The sequence below is a fragment of the Propioniciclava sp. genome (assembly GCF_036744435.1).
Lineage (GTDB): Bacteria > Actinomycetota > Actinomycetes > Propionibacteriales > Propionibacteriaceae > Propioniciclava.
Map to the genome: position 1 here is coordinate 1 of NZ_DAIOIA010000024.1, position 14913 is coordinate 14913.

Sequence of the window (14913 nt, forward strand, 5' to 3'; positions counted from 1 at the left end):
CCGGGCTTGAACCGTCGCAGGCGGGTCGAGTTCGTGACGACGAAGACGCTCGACAGACTCATCGCGAATCCGGCGATCAGGGGGTTGAGCAGCCCGAACGCCGCCAGGGGGATCGCCGCGACGTTGTAGCCGAAAGCCCACAGCAGGTTGCCGCGAATGGTGCGCAGCGTCCTGCGAGCCAAACCGATGGCGTCCGGGATCACGTTGAGGTTGCGGCGCACCAAGATGATGTCGGCCGACTTCAGCGCCACATCGGTGCCCGACACCACCGCCAGCCCGAGGTTGGCCGAGGCCAGGGCGGCGGCGTCGTTGATGCCGTCGCCCACCATCGCGACCCGTCGCCCCTCGGCTTGCAGCCGCTCGATGACGGCAGCCTTCTCCGTCGGCAGCACCTCGGCGATCACCTCGTCGACGCCGACCAGGCCGCCCACGATGTCGGCGGCGGCGCGCCGGTCCCCGGTGAGCAGGACGGTGCGCAGCCCCATGCGCTTCAGCCGGGCGATCGCCCCAGGCGCCGACTCTTTCAGGGCGTCGGCGACCGTGATCGCTCCCAGGCAGCGCCCCCCGGCCGCGACCAGCACGGCGTTGGCGGCCTGGTTCGCGGCGGCCTCGACGCACGCCAGCGCGTCGGCGGGCACCTCGACGCCACGCTCGCCCAGCAGGGCGGGGTTGCCGACCAGCACCTCGTCGCCCTCGACCCGACCGGACGCGCCGCGTCCGGGAAGAGCGGTGACGTCGGTGGCGCGCGGCCAGCTCAGCTCCGCCTCGGAGGCCCGCCGGACGACCGCACGGGCCAGCGGGTGCTCCGACTGCTCCTCGACGGCCGCCGCGACGCGCAACACCGACTCGGCGGAAGCGTCGCCGAACGTGTGCACCTCGGTGGCGGTCATGGCGCCCGTGGTGAGCGTGCCGGTCTTGTCCAGCACGACCGTGTCGATCACCCCGGACGCCTCCAGTGCGTCCGGGCCCTTGATGAGAATGCCCAGCTGGCCACCGCGGCCGACGCCGACCATCAGGGCGGTGGGGGTGGCGAGGCCGAGCGCGCACGGGCACGCGATGATCAAGACGCTCAACGCCGCGCTGAAGCTGGCCCGCGGGCCGCCCCCGGCCAGCAGCCAGATCGTCAGCGTGACCAACGCGATCACCAGCACCGCCGGGACGAACCACGACACCACTTTGTCGACCTGGGTCTGCACGGACGCCTTGCGGGCCTGGGCCTGCTCGGCGGTGGCGGCCATCTGCGCCAGCTGCGTGTGGGCCCCCACCCGGTCTGCGCGCACGATGAGGGCGCCCGTGGTGTTCACGGTGCCGCCGAGCACCGTGTCGCCCTCGGTGACCTCGCGGGGAATCGGCTCGCCCGTCATCATCGACGTGTCGAGGGCCGAGGAACCCAGCACGACGGTGCCGTCGGTGGCGATCCGTTCGCCCGGACGGACCGCGAACCGGTCCCCGACCCGCAGCTCGCCGATCGGGATGACGGCCTCGACGCCGTCGCGGATCACGCGGACCGAACTCGGGGCCAGCTTCGCCAGCGCTGAGAGGACGCTGCGGGCCGATCGCTTGGAGCGGGCCTCCATGTAGCGGCCGCCCAGCAGGAATGTGGTGACGGCGGCGGCGACCTCCAGGTACAGCGAGTCCGCGCCCCCGGGTGCGATGCCGTAGCCCAGCCAGAACCCCTCATGGTCCTCGGCGCCGAGGATCGTGGAGATCAGCGACCAGCTGAACGCCGCGAGAATGCCGAGCGAGACCAGGGTGTCCATCGAGGTGCTGCCGTGCCGCAGGTTCCGCCAGGCCGCCTTGTGGAACGGCCACGCGCACCAGAAGACCACGGGGATCGCGGCCACCAGCAGCACCCATTGCCAGCCGGGGAAACGCATCTGGGGGGCCAGCGCCAGCACGATGGCGACATCGCCGAGCGGGACCGTCAGCAGGGCGGCCACCACGAGCCGGTTGCGCAACATCGTGACCCGGTCGGTGTACCCCTGCGACTCCTCACCCTCACGGACCTCGCTGGCGCCGTACCCCGCCTTCTCGACGACGGCGACGGCCTCCTCCGCGCGCACGGGGGGGAGCCCCAGCACGACCGCGCGCTCGGTGGCGTAGTTGACGGTGGCGCGGACGCCGTCCATCTTGTTGAGCTTCTTCTCGATCCGGGAGGCGCAGGCGGCGCACGTCATCCCGGAGATGTCGAGCTCGACCCGCTGGTCCAGGGCGCTCGGGGTGGCTTCGGCGTCGACGCTCATGGGGTGAACCTCGCTCGGTGTTCGTCCAGGTCGGCTTGGCGGTCCCGGCGGGCCAGCTCGGCCAGCATGTCGTTGTAGGCGTCGAAGGAGTCGTCGTCGCCGGAGTCGTCGGCGGCGTCGATCTCGGCGGCGTCTTTGCTGTCCTGCCGGAACCACTGCGCCGCCAGCACCGCGATCACCAGGAACAGCGGGACCTCGCCCAGGAACCACGTCGCCTGACCGGCGGTGTTCTGCTCGGCGAGCAGATCGGTGATCCACGGCACGGCGAGCGTCTCGTAGAAGTCGGCGCCGATCAGGGTGCGGCTGGACAGGATGCTCACCGCGAAGATCGCGTGGAACGGCATGATCGAGATCACCAGCGCCAGCTTCAGCAGATGCGGGAGCTGGCGTCCGGCCTTGTCGGTGCCGATGATGTGATCGAAGAACAGGTAGCCGGTCGCCATGAAGAACAGCAGCATGAGCTGGTGCGCCCAGTGGTACTTCATCAGGTAGGAGAACGCCGGGGTGAAGTAGACGACGAACAGGCTGCCGACGTACAGCAGCCAGGCCACCAGCGGGCTGGTCAGGACCTGCCAGGGTCGCGACGCCTCCAGCGCGTCCAGGGCCGCGGCGGCCCCCACGCGGCCGGGGGCGGGATCCGAGGCGGCGCGGATCAGGCCCAGCGGGCCGCCGAGAACCGCCAGCACGGGCACCATCATGTTGATCGTCATGTGCACGACCATGTGCCAGGTGTACTGCACCGTGGAGTACTCCCACAGCCCGGTCACGGCCAGGAACAGCGTCAGCGCCCACGCGGCGCACCAGGCCAGCAGCCGCAGCGCCGGGTAGGGCCGGCCCAGCCGCCGGGCCCGCAGCCAGGCGGTGACGTACCAGCCGATCGCAACGACGACGATGACCACCCACAACAGGTTCGGACGCCCCAGCGACACCAGCCGCTCGATGGTCGGCCCCACCTGCACCTGGTAGCCCAGGTAGTTGATCATGACGGTCTGCGGCTCCAGGAACCGGGGCGGAGGCACGTGATTCTCCGCCGTCAGGCAGGCCAGGTAGGCCACGGCGAGCAGGACGTCACGCCCGATCCCCCAGCCGGGACGCGGCCCGCGGAGCGCCCGGACCACCCAGCTCAGCGTCCACAAGGCTGCGATGCCCGCCATGGCGAGCTGCCAGCCGCCGTAGGGCGTGGCGGTGGGGGAGACGCCCGCCAGTTGCTGCCAGGCGATGAGCGACTGACCAGCGATGGCGGTCACGAGCAACGGGAGGGCGATCCGTTGGTAGCGGCGCGCCGCGTCCTCGGTGCCGAGCAGCCACGCCCCCAGCGCCAAGGTCATCAGCGGGACGGCGGTCAGCGTCGCGATCACGGCGGCGTCGGTGGCCCAGTCGTGGTTGAGGCCGACCGTGACGTTGCCGGTCACGGCCACGAACAGCAGCGCGGCGACCCCGAGTCCCCAGCACCATGCGAAGGTCGCCCATCGCCGCGACAGGTACCCGGCGACGACGCATCCCAGGGCCACGAGCGCGGAGGCGAGCCACGCCAGCGCCGACGGGGAGGCCCACAGGAAGATCCACCAGGTGGCGGGCGTGAGGGTGGTGTGGAGTCCGACGCCGTTGACGTAGGCGGGGTTGGCGAACGTGTTGAGCACGGAGGCCGCGAACCAGACCTGTGCGAGGCGTCCGGCGGCGGCGGCGAACCGGTGCCCGCGCTCCGACAGCGTCCCCTCGGTCATGCCCGACCCGAGGGCCGCGACGCAGAAGCCGAGGGCGCCGATCGCGGACAGCCGGGCCGTCAGGTCGCCGATCAGGGAGACCAGCCCGGTGACGTCGTCAGCCTGCAGCCGGGCGGGCAGCGGCGGCCGGACGGCGAGGTCGAGCCCCACGAGCCACACCGTGACGTAGGCACCGACCACGACGGCGGCCAGCGCGACCAGCAGCGCGGTGCTCGGTATGCGCGGGGCGTGCGACGTGCTCACAGGGCAACCTCAACTCGAGGACGGAAACCGGATCGTGGGCGAGTCTAACCCCGGGGGCTGCGGACGCCCCTCACGAGCGCACCCCGGCCCGGGGCCGCGGAGACCCGCCCCGGCGTCCCGCGGCTTCCGGGCCGTCCGCGTCAATCGCCGGTGCGGATCGGGAAGCAGACGTCGGTCACCCAGGAGGCGGGGTCGGGATTCTGCACGGGGCTCACCCGGTAGATGTTGAACATGGGCCCTGGCTCCAACCGATGCGCGGCCAGGAAGCTGCCCAGGGCGGCGGTGACGTCCCCCATTCCGTCGTAGCTGCCGCGCAGCGTGGCGAGGACCACCTGCCGTGGCGGCACCTCCTGGCAGGTCAGCGGGGCGGTCGCGGCGAACGGCTGGGCCACCTGCAGCCAGACCTCGACGTCGACATCGCTCTCGCGATGGTCGGGGTCCCAGAAGGTGGCACCGCCGATCCCGGCGTCGTGCTCGGGTATGGCCGCCCCGTCAGCGGCCATCAGGGCCCCGATCTCCTGCCACAGCAGCCCTTCGGAGCCGTAGTCGGGCAGGACGCGTCGCAGCGCTGCGACGGTCAGGGCGGGCAAGGTCTCGATGCGTACGTCGATGGTCATGGTGGCTGCCTCCAGGTAGGTGGTGAGGTGACGGAAGGCCTCCTCGCGGCGCTCCAGGGTGAGCCGGTCGGCGTCCAGCCGCGCATGATGCTCGCTCAGGAGACGCCGAAGCAGGCCAGGATCATCGGTGGCTGCGAGCACCCGGCCGATCTCACTGACGGGCAGTCCCGCGTCACGCAGTCGCACCACCCAGTGGGCGGTGACGAGTTGCTCGGGCCGGTAGAACCGGTGTCCGGTGAACGGGTCGACCCGGGCGGGTTCGAGGATCCCGAACCCCTGATAGTGCCGCAGCATGCGGACGCTGATGGCGCTCAGCCGGGAGAACACCCCGATCGCCAGCAATGGATCCATGGCTTCACTCGACACCCTGACACTGTGTCAGGTGCAACCGGGGGCGGTGACGCGACGGGCCTAACCTGTCGGCATGAACCGACCTGCCTGGGCCGAGACGTCCGATCTGCTGCGGGAGTACTACGACCACGAGTGGGGGCTGCCGGTCCGCGACACCCCGGGGGTGTACGAACGGATCACGCTGGAGGGATTCCAGTCGGGGCTGAGCTGGGAGACGGTGCTGCGCAAGCGTCCCGCCTTCCGGGCGGCGTTCGCCGGGTTCGATCCGGCGACGGTGGCCCGTTTCGGTCAGGCCGACGTCGAGCGGCTCATGACCGATGCGGGCATCGTCCGCAACCGGCGCAAGATCGAGGCGGCGATCACGAACGCGCGGGCGACCGTCGCCCTGACGGCGGCCGGAGAGGATCTGGCCGAACTGGTGTGGTCGTTTCAGCCCGCCGACCCGGGCGATGGGGTCGGGGCGGCGCAGTCGCCCGAGTCGGTCGCGCTGGCGGCGGCCCTGAAGGGGCGTGGCTACGTCTTCGTGGGCCCGGTGACGATGTTCGCCCTCATGCAGGCCATCGGGCTCCTGGAACATCGCCTGCCCTGAGACGCGACCTGGGGCCGCACCAGCGAGGGCGACGCGGAGCCCCGCGTCGCCCTCGGTGAGCCGTGGTGGGCGCACGTTCGCGCCCGGCGGCGTCAGTCTTCGGGATCTCCCTTGTAGGCGCCCGGCCGGTCCACGATCAGCACGGCGCCCTCCGGGTTGTCCTTGAGTTCGGCCGGTGCCAGCCGGTGGGCGAGGTGGTAGACGATGACGGTCACCAGGGTGCCGAACGCGATGCCGCTGAGCTGCCAGTTCCCGAAGTTCAAGGAGACGTCGCCGACGCCGATGATGATGCCCGCGGCGACGGGGACGAGATTGACCGGGTTGCCGAAGTCGACCTGGTTCTCCTTCCAGATCTTGGCCCCGAGCAGGCCGATCATGCCGTACAGCACGACGGTGATGCCGCCCAGGACGCCGCCGGGCGTCGCGGAGATGATGGCGCCGAACTTCGGCGAGAAGCCGAACAGGATCGCCACGAGCGCCGCAACGACGTAGGCGGCCGAGGAGTACACCCGCGTGGACGCCATGACGCCGATGTTCTCCGCATAGGTGGTGGTGGGGCCCGCGCCGGCGAGGGTGGCCAGCATGGAGGTGGCGCCGTCCGCGGCGATCGCCGGGCCCATCTGCTTGTCGAGGTTCTCCCCGGTCATCTCGGCGACAGCCTTGACGTGGCCGGTGTTCTCCGCGATCAGCGCGATGACGACCGGCAGGGCGATCAGCGCGAAGGCCATGTTGAAGTGCGGCAGGTGGAAGCCGACGACGTTGGTGTCGGCGTGCCATTGCCAGGTGGACAGGTTCGTGACCGGGGGCAGCCCGAGCCACGCGGCGTCGGCGACGCCGGACCAGTCGACCCGCAGGTGGGTGGTCACCTCTCCGGCCGAGGATGAGAAGGCGGTGATGGGGCCGGTCAGCACGTCCAGCAGCCAGCTCAGGACGTAGCCGAAGATCAACGACACGAAGATCGCGATGCGTCCGATGAAGCCCTTCACCCCGACGCTCAGCACCACCACGAGCAGCATCGTCACCAGCGCCACCCACTGGTCTTGGGGCCAGTACGTGTTCGCGACGACCGGGGCCAGGTTGAAGCCGATCAGCATGACCACGCCGCCGGTCACCACCGGCGGCAGGGCCCGGTGGATCACCTTGGCGCCGACCGCGCTGATGATCAGGCCGACGATGAGCAGCAGGACGCCGACCCAGAACATGGCTCCGGTCAGGTCGGATGGGTTGCCGCCCGCCGAGTAGATCGCGGTCGCGACCCCCACGAAGGACGCGGACGAGCCCAGATAGCTGGGGACCTTGCCCTTCACGACCAGGAGGAACACCAGCGTCGCGATGCCCGACATCATGACGGCCAACTGCGGGTTGAGCCCCATCAGGAGCGGGAACACGAAGGTGGCGCCGAACATGGCCACCACGTGCTGGGCACCCAGCCCGATGGTCTTGCCCCAGCTCAACCGTTCGTGGGGCGCGACCACCTCACCGAGCTTGAGAGAACCGTCACCGTGAAGCTTCCACAACGCCATCGGGCATCCTTACGAGTACGTGGCCAACCGTCGGCTACGAGGCCAAACGGCTGCACAGTACCGTGATCCGACCAGCGTGGATCAGGATGCCCAGCCCACGTCTTCCCAGTCGGTCGAGCCGAAGGCGGGGGCACCATAGTTGGCCAGCCCGTCACGAACGGCGACCTGTTGCGGGATCTGATACAGGGTCACCGTGGTGGCTTCCTGCCACAGCGCGCGGGCCAACTGGCCGGCTTGATCGGCGCGGCGAACGGCGTCCTGTTCGGTCGAGATCTTGGTTACCAGGTCGCTGTAGAGGGTCTGCGTCGCGGCGGCGGGCAGGTGAGCCAGCGGGAACGGGCTGACCGTGACCTTCTCCGGGGTCAGATCGCCGCCGTGGGACACCGGCAGCAACGTGATCCCCACCGCCAGCAGTTGGCCGCTGAGCTGGGTGAACTCGGTGTTCGCGGCCGAGTCGGCGGGGTCGAGCGTGTAGGTGAGCTCCAACGCCTGGCCGTTCTGACGGCGCAGGCCGTCGCTGCCGGTCACCCAGCCCGCCTGCGTGAGCGTCGTGGACGCCTGGGCCGCGTCGAAGGAGACCCCGGTGGCGCGCGCCTCATCCACGTAGCCGGGCTGCGTGGGCAGCAGCAGCAGGTTCGACCACGCCGTCACGGTGCCGGGGGCCACATCCAGTTCCACGGCGGCGAGAGTCGCCCGGTCGATGGCCTGGATGACGCCGCGTCGGACCTTGATGTCGGACAGGGCGCCGGTGGTGGCGATCTGGAGGATCCGGCCGCGTTTGCTGGGCGCCGTGCGCAGGGTGGTGTCGGCGGCAGCCTTGCTCTGCTGCAGGCGATCCTCGGAGCTGCCGATCTCCCACACGTCGAGCTCGTTGTGCTGGAACGCGGCGGCGACGGCCTCCGGCTGGACGGTGCGGAACATGATCTGGTCGAGCTTGGGCGAGTCGCCCCACCACAGCGGGTTGCGCTGCAGGGTGATGACCCCCTGGACGGTGTCGACGTGGGTCACCGTGAACGGGGATGCGTACCGGGAGGCGTCGTAGGTCGTCCACGACCACGCGTCCGCGCTGCCGACGGCGCTGCCGCGCAGCGGACCGGCGACGAGGGGCTCGGCCCAGTCGGGCTCCGAACCGCTGAAGGTGATGACGACATCGGCGGGGGTGTCTCCGGCGGCGACCTCGGTGACCCGCTGCCACCCCGGCAGGTTGGAGGCGGTCACGCCGGCGACGCGTCCGGTCGCCACCCGCCAGGTTGCGATCCAGTCGTCGGCGGTGATCTTCGTCCCGTCCCCCCACCGTGCGAGAGGGTTGAGGTGAAGCGTCACCCTGGTCGCCGGGGAGTTCTCCACCTCCACGGACACGATGAAGTCGGGGTTGGCCGTGGCGCGGCCGGCCGCATCCAGGGTGAAGTGCTGCGGTGTCAGGGGGGCCAGGATCCGGGAGGCGTCCTCGGCGGCGGCGTCGGCGTGGCGGGGGTTCCACTGGTTGGGCAGCGTCGTGAGGGAGAACCGCAGCAGGCCGCCGTCGCGCACCCGGTCGCGGGGCAGCGCGTTGACGTCGCGGGTGGCCGTCGCGGGAATGGCCGCGGTGGGGCTGGGGGTCGGTGACGAGCCCGTGGTGCAGGCCGCGAGCGTCAATGCGAGCACGGCGCACAGTGCCGGTACGAGGCGCCGGACGTTCACGGACACCTCCTGTGTGTCTCGGGGTTGAGGCCGGGAATCAGCCTATTCCCCAGGCCGCGGGGCTTCCGCACGAACAGGTCACGATTGCCATCGGTTAGGTCACAGTTCGGCAAACGGCTAGATCCAGGAACGCAGCCACATGCGCGCCAGCCACTGGCTGTAGGGCAATGAGGCGTCGGTGAGGACGGGATACAGGTAGGCGAAGTTGGCCACCACCAGGCCGGTCAGTGTCCCGGCGATGATCGCGCCGCGTCGCCGCCCCGGCGAGCCGGGCGGCCCGATGAGCAGCCCGAACGCCATCGCGAGGGCGGCGACGGTGAACGGGATGAGGGTGATCGCGTAGAAGAAGAACTCGGGCCGGTCGGCGGACGCGAACCAGGGCAGCCACAGGGACAGCACGGCGACGACGGGGACGCCGAAGCGCCAGTCCCGCCCGGCGATCCACCAGATGGCGGCGATGACCAATGCGATGGCGGCGAGCCACCACAGGATGGGGGTCCCCATGCCGACGATGACCCGGACGCACGTCTCCGGGCCCGCGCAGCCGTCGGTCCCGGCGGGGATCGCGTTGGTGGCGTCGAAGCTGATCGGACGCAGCATGAGCAGCCAGCCGGCGGGGTGAGCGTCGTAGGGGTGGGTCTGCTGACGCATGTAGTCGCCGGTGTGGAAGTTGTAGATCTCCTGGTGGTAGTGCAGCAGGGAGGCCAGGCCGGTGCCGAACGCCGCCACCCAGGGGTGGTCGGGGTTCTCGGCGCCCCACTGGCGGCCCCAGCCGCCCGAGGTGGCCAGCCAGCCGCTCCAGGAGGCCAGATAGACGACGAACGTGGTGCCGACCAGGGCCACGAAAGCGGTCAGGCCCTCGCGCAGGATCGACGTCCACGACACGAAACCGGCTCCCGCCAGCCGGCGGGCACCGACGTCCCACAGCACGCTGAGGACGCCGAACGCCGCCAGGGCGAACAGGGAGTTCCACTTGGTGGCCACGGCCAGCCCGAAGAGCAACCCGGCGACCCACCGCCAGGGCCGCCACCACAGCACGGGGCCGAACTCGCCGCGCAGGTCGGTCCAGCCGCGGGCCTCGATCGCGTCGGCGAGCTTGTGGCGATGGTGGTCCCGGTCGGCGACCAGGGCCGCGACGGCCGCGACGAGGAAGGTCGCCTGGAACACGTCGAGCAACGCGATCCGGCTCATGGTGAACGCGAGGCCGTCGAAGGTCAGCAGGATCCCGGCGAGGGCGCCGATCAGCAGGGAGCGCGACAGCCGCCGGGTCAGGCGGATGGTGGCGACGACCAGCAGCGACCCGAACACGACGGCGGCGATCCGCCACCCGAAGCTGTTCATCCCGAAGGCAGCCTCGCCGAGGGCGATCAGCCACTTCCCGACGGAGGGATGCACGATGAACGACCCCGTCGCGGTCAGGCCGGACAGGTCCCCGTTGACGATCTGCTCGTTGACGCCCGTCCCGGACCATTCGGCCTCGTAGCCGAACTGGAGCAGCGACCAGGCGTCCTTGGCGTAGTACGTCTCGTCGAAGATGATCGTCCGGGGATACCCGACGTTGACGAGGCGGATCACGAAGGCCAGCAGTCCGATCGCCAGGGTGACCCCCCAACTGATCCAGGGGTTGTCGCGCACGCCGTCGCGCAGCCGGTCCAAGGTCACGACGGCCATGGTAGCCATCGGACCTGTCCGCACCCGGGCGGATGCGGGTTCGCCATACTGGGGGCGTGAATCAGACCGAACCCGGAGTCCTGGTGCTGGCCGCGACGCCGATCGGTGACGTCGAGGACGCGAGCCCGGCGTTGCGCCGCGCGCTCCTCGCCGCCGACGTCATCGCCGCCGAGGACACCCGCCGGTTCAAGGAACTGTGCCGACGCCTGGGGCTGGAGCCCGCCGCGAGCGTCGTGTCGTACTTCGAGGGCAACGAGGCCGGACGCGTCGAGGGCCTGCTGACGTCCCTGCGCGAGGGCGCCACCGTGGTGGTGGTGACCGATGCGGGCATGCCGGTGGTGTCCGATCCCGGGTTCCGGATCGTCCAGGCCGCCGCCGAGGCGGGGGTCCGGGTGACGGCCGTTCCGGGGCCTTCCGCGGTGCTCACCGCGCTGGCGGTGTCGGGGCTGCCGAGCGACCGGTTCACGTTCGAGGGGTTCGTCTCCCGCAAGCCCGGGGAGCGCCGACGCATCCTGAGCGAGTTGGCGGGCGAACGCCGCACCATGGTCTTCTTCGAGGCCCCGCATCGGCTGGCGGCCTTCCTCGCCGACGCCGCCGCGGAACTCGGCGCCGAGCGTCCCGCCGTCGTGTGCCGTGAACTCACCAAGACGTATGAGGAGGTGCTGCGCGGCACCCTCGGTGAACTGGCAGCGTGGGCGACCGGGGAGGTGCGCGGCGAGATCACCGTCGTCGTCGCGGGCGCCGTGCCGCGGGCAGGGTCGCTTCCCGATGCCGTCGCCGACGTGTTGACGCAGGTCGATGCGGGGGAGCGGTTCAAGGCCGCCGTCAGCGCCGCCGCCGAGCGCCACGGCGTGACCAAGCAGGCCCTCTACGATGCGGCGCTGGCCGCACGGAAGGAACGCGCATGATCGCGCCCGCACTGCCACCGGCCCCGGAGCGGCTGCCGGTGGCCACCACCGACGCGCACACCCACCTGGCCTCCACGGCCACGAAGACCGGGGTCGGCGTGGCCGACCTGCTGGAGCGGGCCGCCGCCGTCGGCATCGACCGCGTCGTGGACGTCGGCTGTGACCTGCCCAGCTCGGTGGGGGCCGTTCAGGAGGCGCAGGCCCACGACGCGGTGATCGCCGCGGTCGCGATTCACCCGCACGACGCGGTGGAACTGGGCGACGGGCTGGACGAGGCGCTGCGCGGCGTCGAGGCGCTGCTCGGCAGCACCGATCGGATCCGTGCGGTGGGGGAGACCGGCCTGGACTACTACTGGGTCACCGATGAGCCGGGCCGGGCCGTCCAGCGCGACGCCTTCGCCGCCCACATCGGATGGGCGCGGGAGCATGACCTCGCGCTGGTCGTCCACGACCGGGACGCGCACCACGATCTGCTCGACGTCCTGGACGCGGAGGGCTGGCCGACGCGGGTGCAGTTCCACTGTTTCTCCGGGGACGCGGATCTGGCGCGGCGCTGCCTGGATCGCGGCGCCTACCTGTCGTTCCCCGGCACGGTGACATTCAAGGCCAACGAGGCGCTGCGGGAGGCCGCCCGGATCACCCCAGCCGATCGGCTGCTCGCCGAGACCGACGCGCCCTACCTGACGCCGGTGCCGGTGCGGGGGCGTCCCAACGCGTCCTACCTGCTGCCGCACACCGTGCGGTTCCTGGCCGCCCTGCGGGGCGAGCCGGTGGAGGAGGTCTGCGCCGCGCTGGCCGCGAACGCGACCGCGCTGTTCGGGAACTGGGGGAGTCATGGCTGAGGGACTGCTGGATCCGCGCACCATCCGGGCGCTGGCCGCCGAGTTGGGGCTGCGTCCCACCAAGCAGCGCGGGCAGAACTTCGTCCACGACGCCAACACCGTGCGGCGCATCGTCGCCGCCAGCGGGGTGGGCGCCGACGATGCCGTGCTGGAGGTCGGCCCCGGCCTGGGGTCCCTCACCCTCGGGCTGCTGGAGGCCACGCGGCATGTGACCGCCGTCGAGATCGAGGCCTCGCTCGCGCACCGGCTGCCGCGGACCGTCGCCGAGCGCCTCCCGGAGGCCGCCGACCGGCTCACGGTCGTCGAGGCGGATGCGCTGGAGGTGGACGCCTTGCCGGATCCGCAGCCGACCGCCCTGGTCGCGAACCTGCCCTACAACGTCAGCGTCCCGGTGCTGCTGCACGTCCTGGCGCGCTACGACACCCTCGAGCATGGCCTGGTGATGGTGCAGTTGGAGGTCGCCGACCGGCTGGTGGCCCAGCCAGGCAGCAAGGTCTACGGCGTCCCCAGCGTCAAGCTCGCCTGGTATGCCTCCTCGGCGCGGGTCGGGACGGTGCCGCCGAAGGTGTTTTGGCCGGTGCCCAACGTCGACTCGGGGCTGGTGGCGCTGCACCGCCGTCCCGTCCCGGAGACCTCGGCGTCCCGCGTGGAGGTGTTCAGCGTGGTGGATGCGGCCTTCGCGCAGCGCCGCAAGATGCTGCGCGGCGCCCTGTCGGGGCTGTTCGGCGGTTCCGCGGCGGCGTCCTCGGCGCTGGAGCGCGCAGGAGTGGACCCGCAGGCCCGTGGCGAGGTGCTGACGATCGACGACTTCGTCGCCATCGCCGAGCAGCTTCCACGGTGAACGCTCTCGCCGTGTTTCTCCCCGCCTGGTAGGAAAGGCGCATGGAGAAGGCCGAGCGGATCAGGGTCCGGGCCCCGGGCAAGGTCAACCTCGCGTTGCGGGTCGGCGGGCGTCGCCCCGATGGCTACCACCCGCTGGACACCGTGTTCCAGGCGGTGTCCCTGTTCGACGAAGTGGAGGCGCTGCCCGCGCCCCGCGGCGTCCGGAAGGTCACCGTGCACGGCGATCAGGCGTCGCTGGTGCCGACCGACGCGAGCAACCTGGCGTTGCGGGCAGCCGAAGCGCTGGCCAAGTACGCCGGGATGCGCTCGCCGGGGGTGGAGCTTTCCCTGCGCAAGACCATCCCCGTCACCGGCGGCATGGCGGGGGGTTCGGCAGACGCCGCGGCGGCACTCATCGCCTGCGCGACGCTGTGGCACATCGACGTGACCCCCGATGAACTGGCCGTGGTCGCGGCGGGGCTGGGGGCCGACGTGCCGTTCTGCTTGATGGGCTCGACCGCCCTGGGGCGGGGACGGGGCGACGAACTGGTGCCGATGCTGAGTCGGGGCAGCTACCACTGGGTCCTGGCGCTGCCCGACGTGGAGTTGTCGACCCCCGAGGTGTTCGCCCGCTTCGACGAGCTCAACCCGGACGCCGGGCCTGCCCGGCAGACGCCGCCCGGTTTGCTGTCGGGCCTGGCCAGCGGCGACATCGCGCTCGTGGCCGACAACCTGGTCAACGATCTGCAACCCGCGGCAGTGTCCCTGCAGCCGCATCTGGCCGACGTTTTGGAGGCGGGCCTGGCGGCGGGTGCCCTGGCGGGCATCGTGTCCGGCTCGGGCCCCACCTGCGCGTTCCTGTCGGAGAACGAGGACGCCGCCGTGCGGCTGTCGAACGCGCTCGCCGGCAGCGACCTCGCCCGCGCGGTACGCCGGGTGTGCGGGCCCGTTCCTGGCGCCCGGCTGCTGTCCGCCTGAGCCGCTACTCGGCGTCCTCGACGGGCGGCAGCGGGTTCTCGGCGACGCGCAGCACCGGTTTGGGCTGCAGGTTCCGCATGCCGTTCCAGGCGAGGTTGACCAGGTGCGCGGCGACCTGCGGTTTGGTCAGGGTCGTCTGGTTGTGCGACTCGACCCACCATTGTCCGGCCAGCGCGACCAGCCCGACCAGCATCTGGGAGTACAGCGGGGCGGTGGCGGGGTCGAAGCCGCGGCGGTCGAACTGGGCGGCCAGCAAACCTTCGACGCGGCTGCCGATGCTGGACAGGATCGTCTGGAAGGTGCCACCTGGCGCGTACGGGGAGGAATCGCGGCTGATGATCCGGAACCCGTCGGGTTCTTCTTCGATGTAGTCCAGCAGGGCCAGCGTCCCGAGCTCGATGAGGGACCGCGGGTCGGCGTGGGGACGCGAGATGGCCTGGTAGATCGCATCGTGCAGGCGCCGCACCTCCTGGTCGACGACGACCGCGTACAGCCCCTCCTTGCCGCCGAAGTGCTCGTACACCACGGGCTTGCTGACTTCGGCGTGAGCAGCGATCTCCTCCACTGAGGTGCCGTCCAGACCTTTGTCGGCGAACAGCCCGCGGGCCACGTCGATGAGTTGCTGGCGGCGCTGCTCCCGGGTCATCCGGACGCGTCCGCGGCGGGCTCGCGCGGTGCTCGGCTGACTGGTCACCCACCTAGTCTCTCGCGCCGCAAGTCAG

At 71.1% G+C, this 14913-nt stretch carries 12 protein-coding genes; 5 read left to right on the plus strand and 7 right to left on the minus strand.

Features of this window, described 5'->3' with window-relative positions:
• The 3 genes from V7E09_RS04900 to V7E09_RS04910 all read right to left on the minus strand — a co-directional run.
• Nucleotides 1–2243: heavy metal translocating P-type ATPase (locus V7E09_RS04900; protein WP_324523090.1), on the minus strand; the 2243-nt coding region annotated here is incomplete at its 3' end.
• On the minus strand, nucleotides 2240–4210 hold the full coding sequence (locus tag V7E09_RS04905) for a cytochrome c oxidase assembly protein (RefSeq protein WP_324523091.1): 1971 nt from the start codon (nucleotides 4208–4210) through the stop codon (nucleotides 2240–2242). The genes V7E09_RS04905 and V7E09_RS04900, both read right to left, overlap by 4 nt.
• A gap of 140 nt (nucleotides 4211–4350) precedes the next feature.
• Nucleotides 4351–5178: a MerR family transcriptional regulator gene (locus V7E09_RS04910; RefSeq protein ID WP_324523092.1), complete on the minus strand. Its 828-nt coding sequence runs from the start codon at nucleotides 5176–5178 to the stop codon at nucleotides 4351–4353.
• Between the two features lie 73 nt (nucleotides 5179–5251).
• On the opposite strand from V7E09_RS04910, the gene V7E09_RS04915 reads away from it, so the two are divergent.
• Nucleotides 5252–5767 (plus strand): DNA-3-methyladenine glycosylase I, encoded by a 516-nt coding sequence (locus V7E09_RS04915; RefSeq protein WP_324512217.1) that lies wholly within the window; start codon nucleotides 5252–5254, stop codon nucleotides 5765–5767.
• Between the two features lie 92 nt (nucleotides 5768–5859).
• Here the strand turns inward: V7E09_RS04915 and V7E09_RS04920 are convergent, their stop codons facing one another.
• From V7E09_RS04920 to V7E09_RS04930, 3 genes are all read right to left on the minus strand, one after another.
• Nucleotides 5860–7290: a uracil-xanthine permease family protein gene (locus V7E09_RS04920; protein WP_324512218.1), complete on the minus strand. Its 1431-nt coding sequence runs from the start codon at nucleotides 7288–7290 to the stop codon at nucleotides 5860–5862.
• A gap of 81 nt (nucleotides 7291–7371) precedes the next feature.
• Nucleotides 7372–8970, minus strand: coding sequence for an ABC transporter substrate-binding protein (locus V7E09_RS04925; RefSeq protein ID WP_324523093.1), 1599 nt, complete (start codon nucleotides 8968–8970; stop codon nucleotides 7372–7374).
• 117 nt (nucleotides 8971–9087) lie between these two features.
• Complete coding sequence (locus tag V7E09_RS04930) at nucleotides 9088–10641, minus strand: dolichyl-phosphate-mannose--protein mannosyltransferase (protein ID WP_324512220.1); 1554 nt, start codon at nucleotides 10639–10641, stop codon at nucleotides 9088–9090.
• A gap of 56 nt (nucleotides 10642–10697) precedes the next feature.
• Between V7E09_RS04930 and rsmI the strand changes: the two genes are divergently transcribed.
• The 4 genes from rsmI to V7E09_RS04950 are packed head-to-tail and all read left to right on the plus strand — an operon-like array spanning nucleotide 10698 to nucleotide 14191.
• Complete coding sequence (gene rsmI, locus V7E09_RS04935) at nucleotides 10698–11549, plus strand: 16S rRNA (cytidine(1402)-2'-O)-methyltransferase (protein ID WP_324512221.1); 852 nt, start codon at nucleotides 10698–10700, stop codon at nucleotides 11547–11549.
• Nucleotides 11546–12391 carry a TatD family hydrolase gene (locus V7E09_RS04940; protein ID WP_324523094.1) on the plus strand — a complete coding sequence of 282 codons (846 nt, stop codon included), beginning with the start codon at nucleotides 11546–11548 and terminating at the stop codon, nucleotides 12389–12391. The genes rsmI and V7E09_RS04940 overlap by 4 nt, the downstream gene beginning before the upstream one ends.
• Nucleotides 12384–13232, plus strand: coding sequence for a 16S rRNA (adenine(1518)-N(6)/adenine(1519)-N(6))-dimethyltransferase RsmA (gene rsmA, locus V7E09_RS04945; RefSeq protein ID WP_324523095.1), 849 nt, complete (start codon nucleotides 12384–12386; stop codon nucleotides 13230–13232). The genes V7E09_RS04940 and rsmA overlap by 8 nt, the downstream gene beginning before the upstream one ends.
• Nucleotides 13233–13273: 41 nt before the next feature.
• Nucleotides 13274–14191 (plus strand): 4-(cytidine 5'-diphospho)-2-C-methyl-D-erythritol kinase, encoded by a 918-nt coding sequence (locus V7E09_RS04950; RefSeq protein ID WP_324512224.1) that lies wholly within the window; start codon nucleotides 13274–13276, stop codon nucleotides 14189–14191.
• Between the two features lie 4 nt (nucleotides 14192–14195).
• On the opposite strand, the gene V7E09_RS04955 is transcribed toward V7E09_RS04950, so the two are convergent.
• Nucleotides 14196–14885 (minus strand): TetR/AcrR family transcriptional regulator, encoded by a 690-nt coding sequence (locus V7E09_RS04955; RefSeq protein WP_324512225.1) that lies wholly within the window; start codon nucleotides 14883–14885, stop codon nucleotides 14196–14198.
• Between the last annotated feature and the right edge of the window lie 28 nt (nucleotides 14886–14913).

Excerpts from the sequence above, each read along its gene's own strand:
- V7E09_RS04940 (WP_324523094.1), top strand. The coding sequence starts at position 11,546 with ATGATCGCGCCCGCACTGCCACCGGCCCCGGAGCGGCTGCCGGTGGCC.
- V7E09_RS04915 (WP_324512217.1), top strand. The coding sequence starts at position 5,252 with ATGAACCGACCTGCCTGGGCCGAGACGTCCGATCTGCTGCGGGAGTAC.
- V7E09_RS04910 (WP_324523092.1), bottom strand. The coding sequence starts at position 5,178 with ATGGATCCATTGCTGGCGATCGGGGTGTTCTCCCGGCTGAGCGCCATC.
- V7E09_RS04950 (WP_324512224.1), top strand. The coding sequence starts at position 13,274 with ATGGAGAAGGCCGAGCGGATCAGGGTCCGGGCCCCGGGCAAGGTCAAC.
- V7E09_RS04920 (WP_324512218.1), bottom strand. The coding sequence starts at position 7,290 with ATGGCGTTGTGGAAGCTTCACGGTGACGGTTCTCTCAAGCTCGGTGAG.
- V7E09_RS04930 (WP_324512220.1), bottom strand. The coding sequence starts at position 10,641 with ATGGCCGTCGTGACCTTGGACCGGCTGCGCGACGGCGTGCGCGACAAC.
- rsmA (WP_324523095.1), top strand. The coding sequence starts at position 12,384 with ATGGCTGAGGGACTGCTGGATCCGCGCACCATCCGGGCGCTGGCCGCC.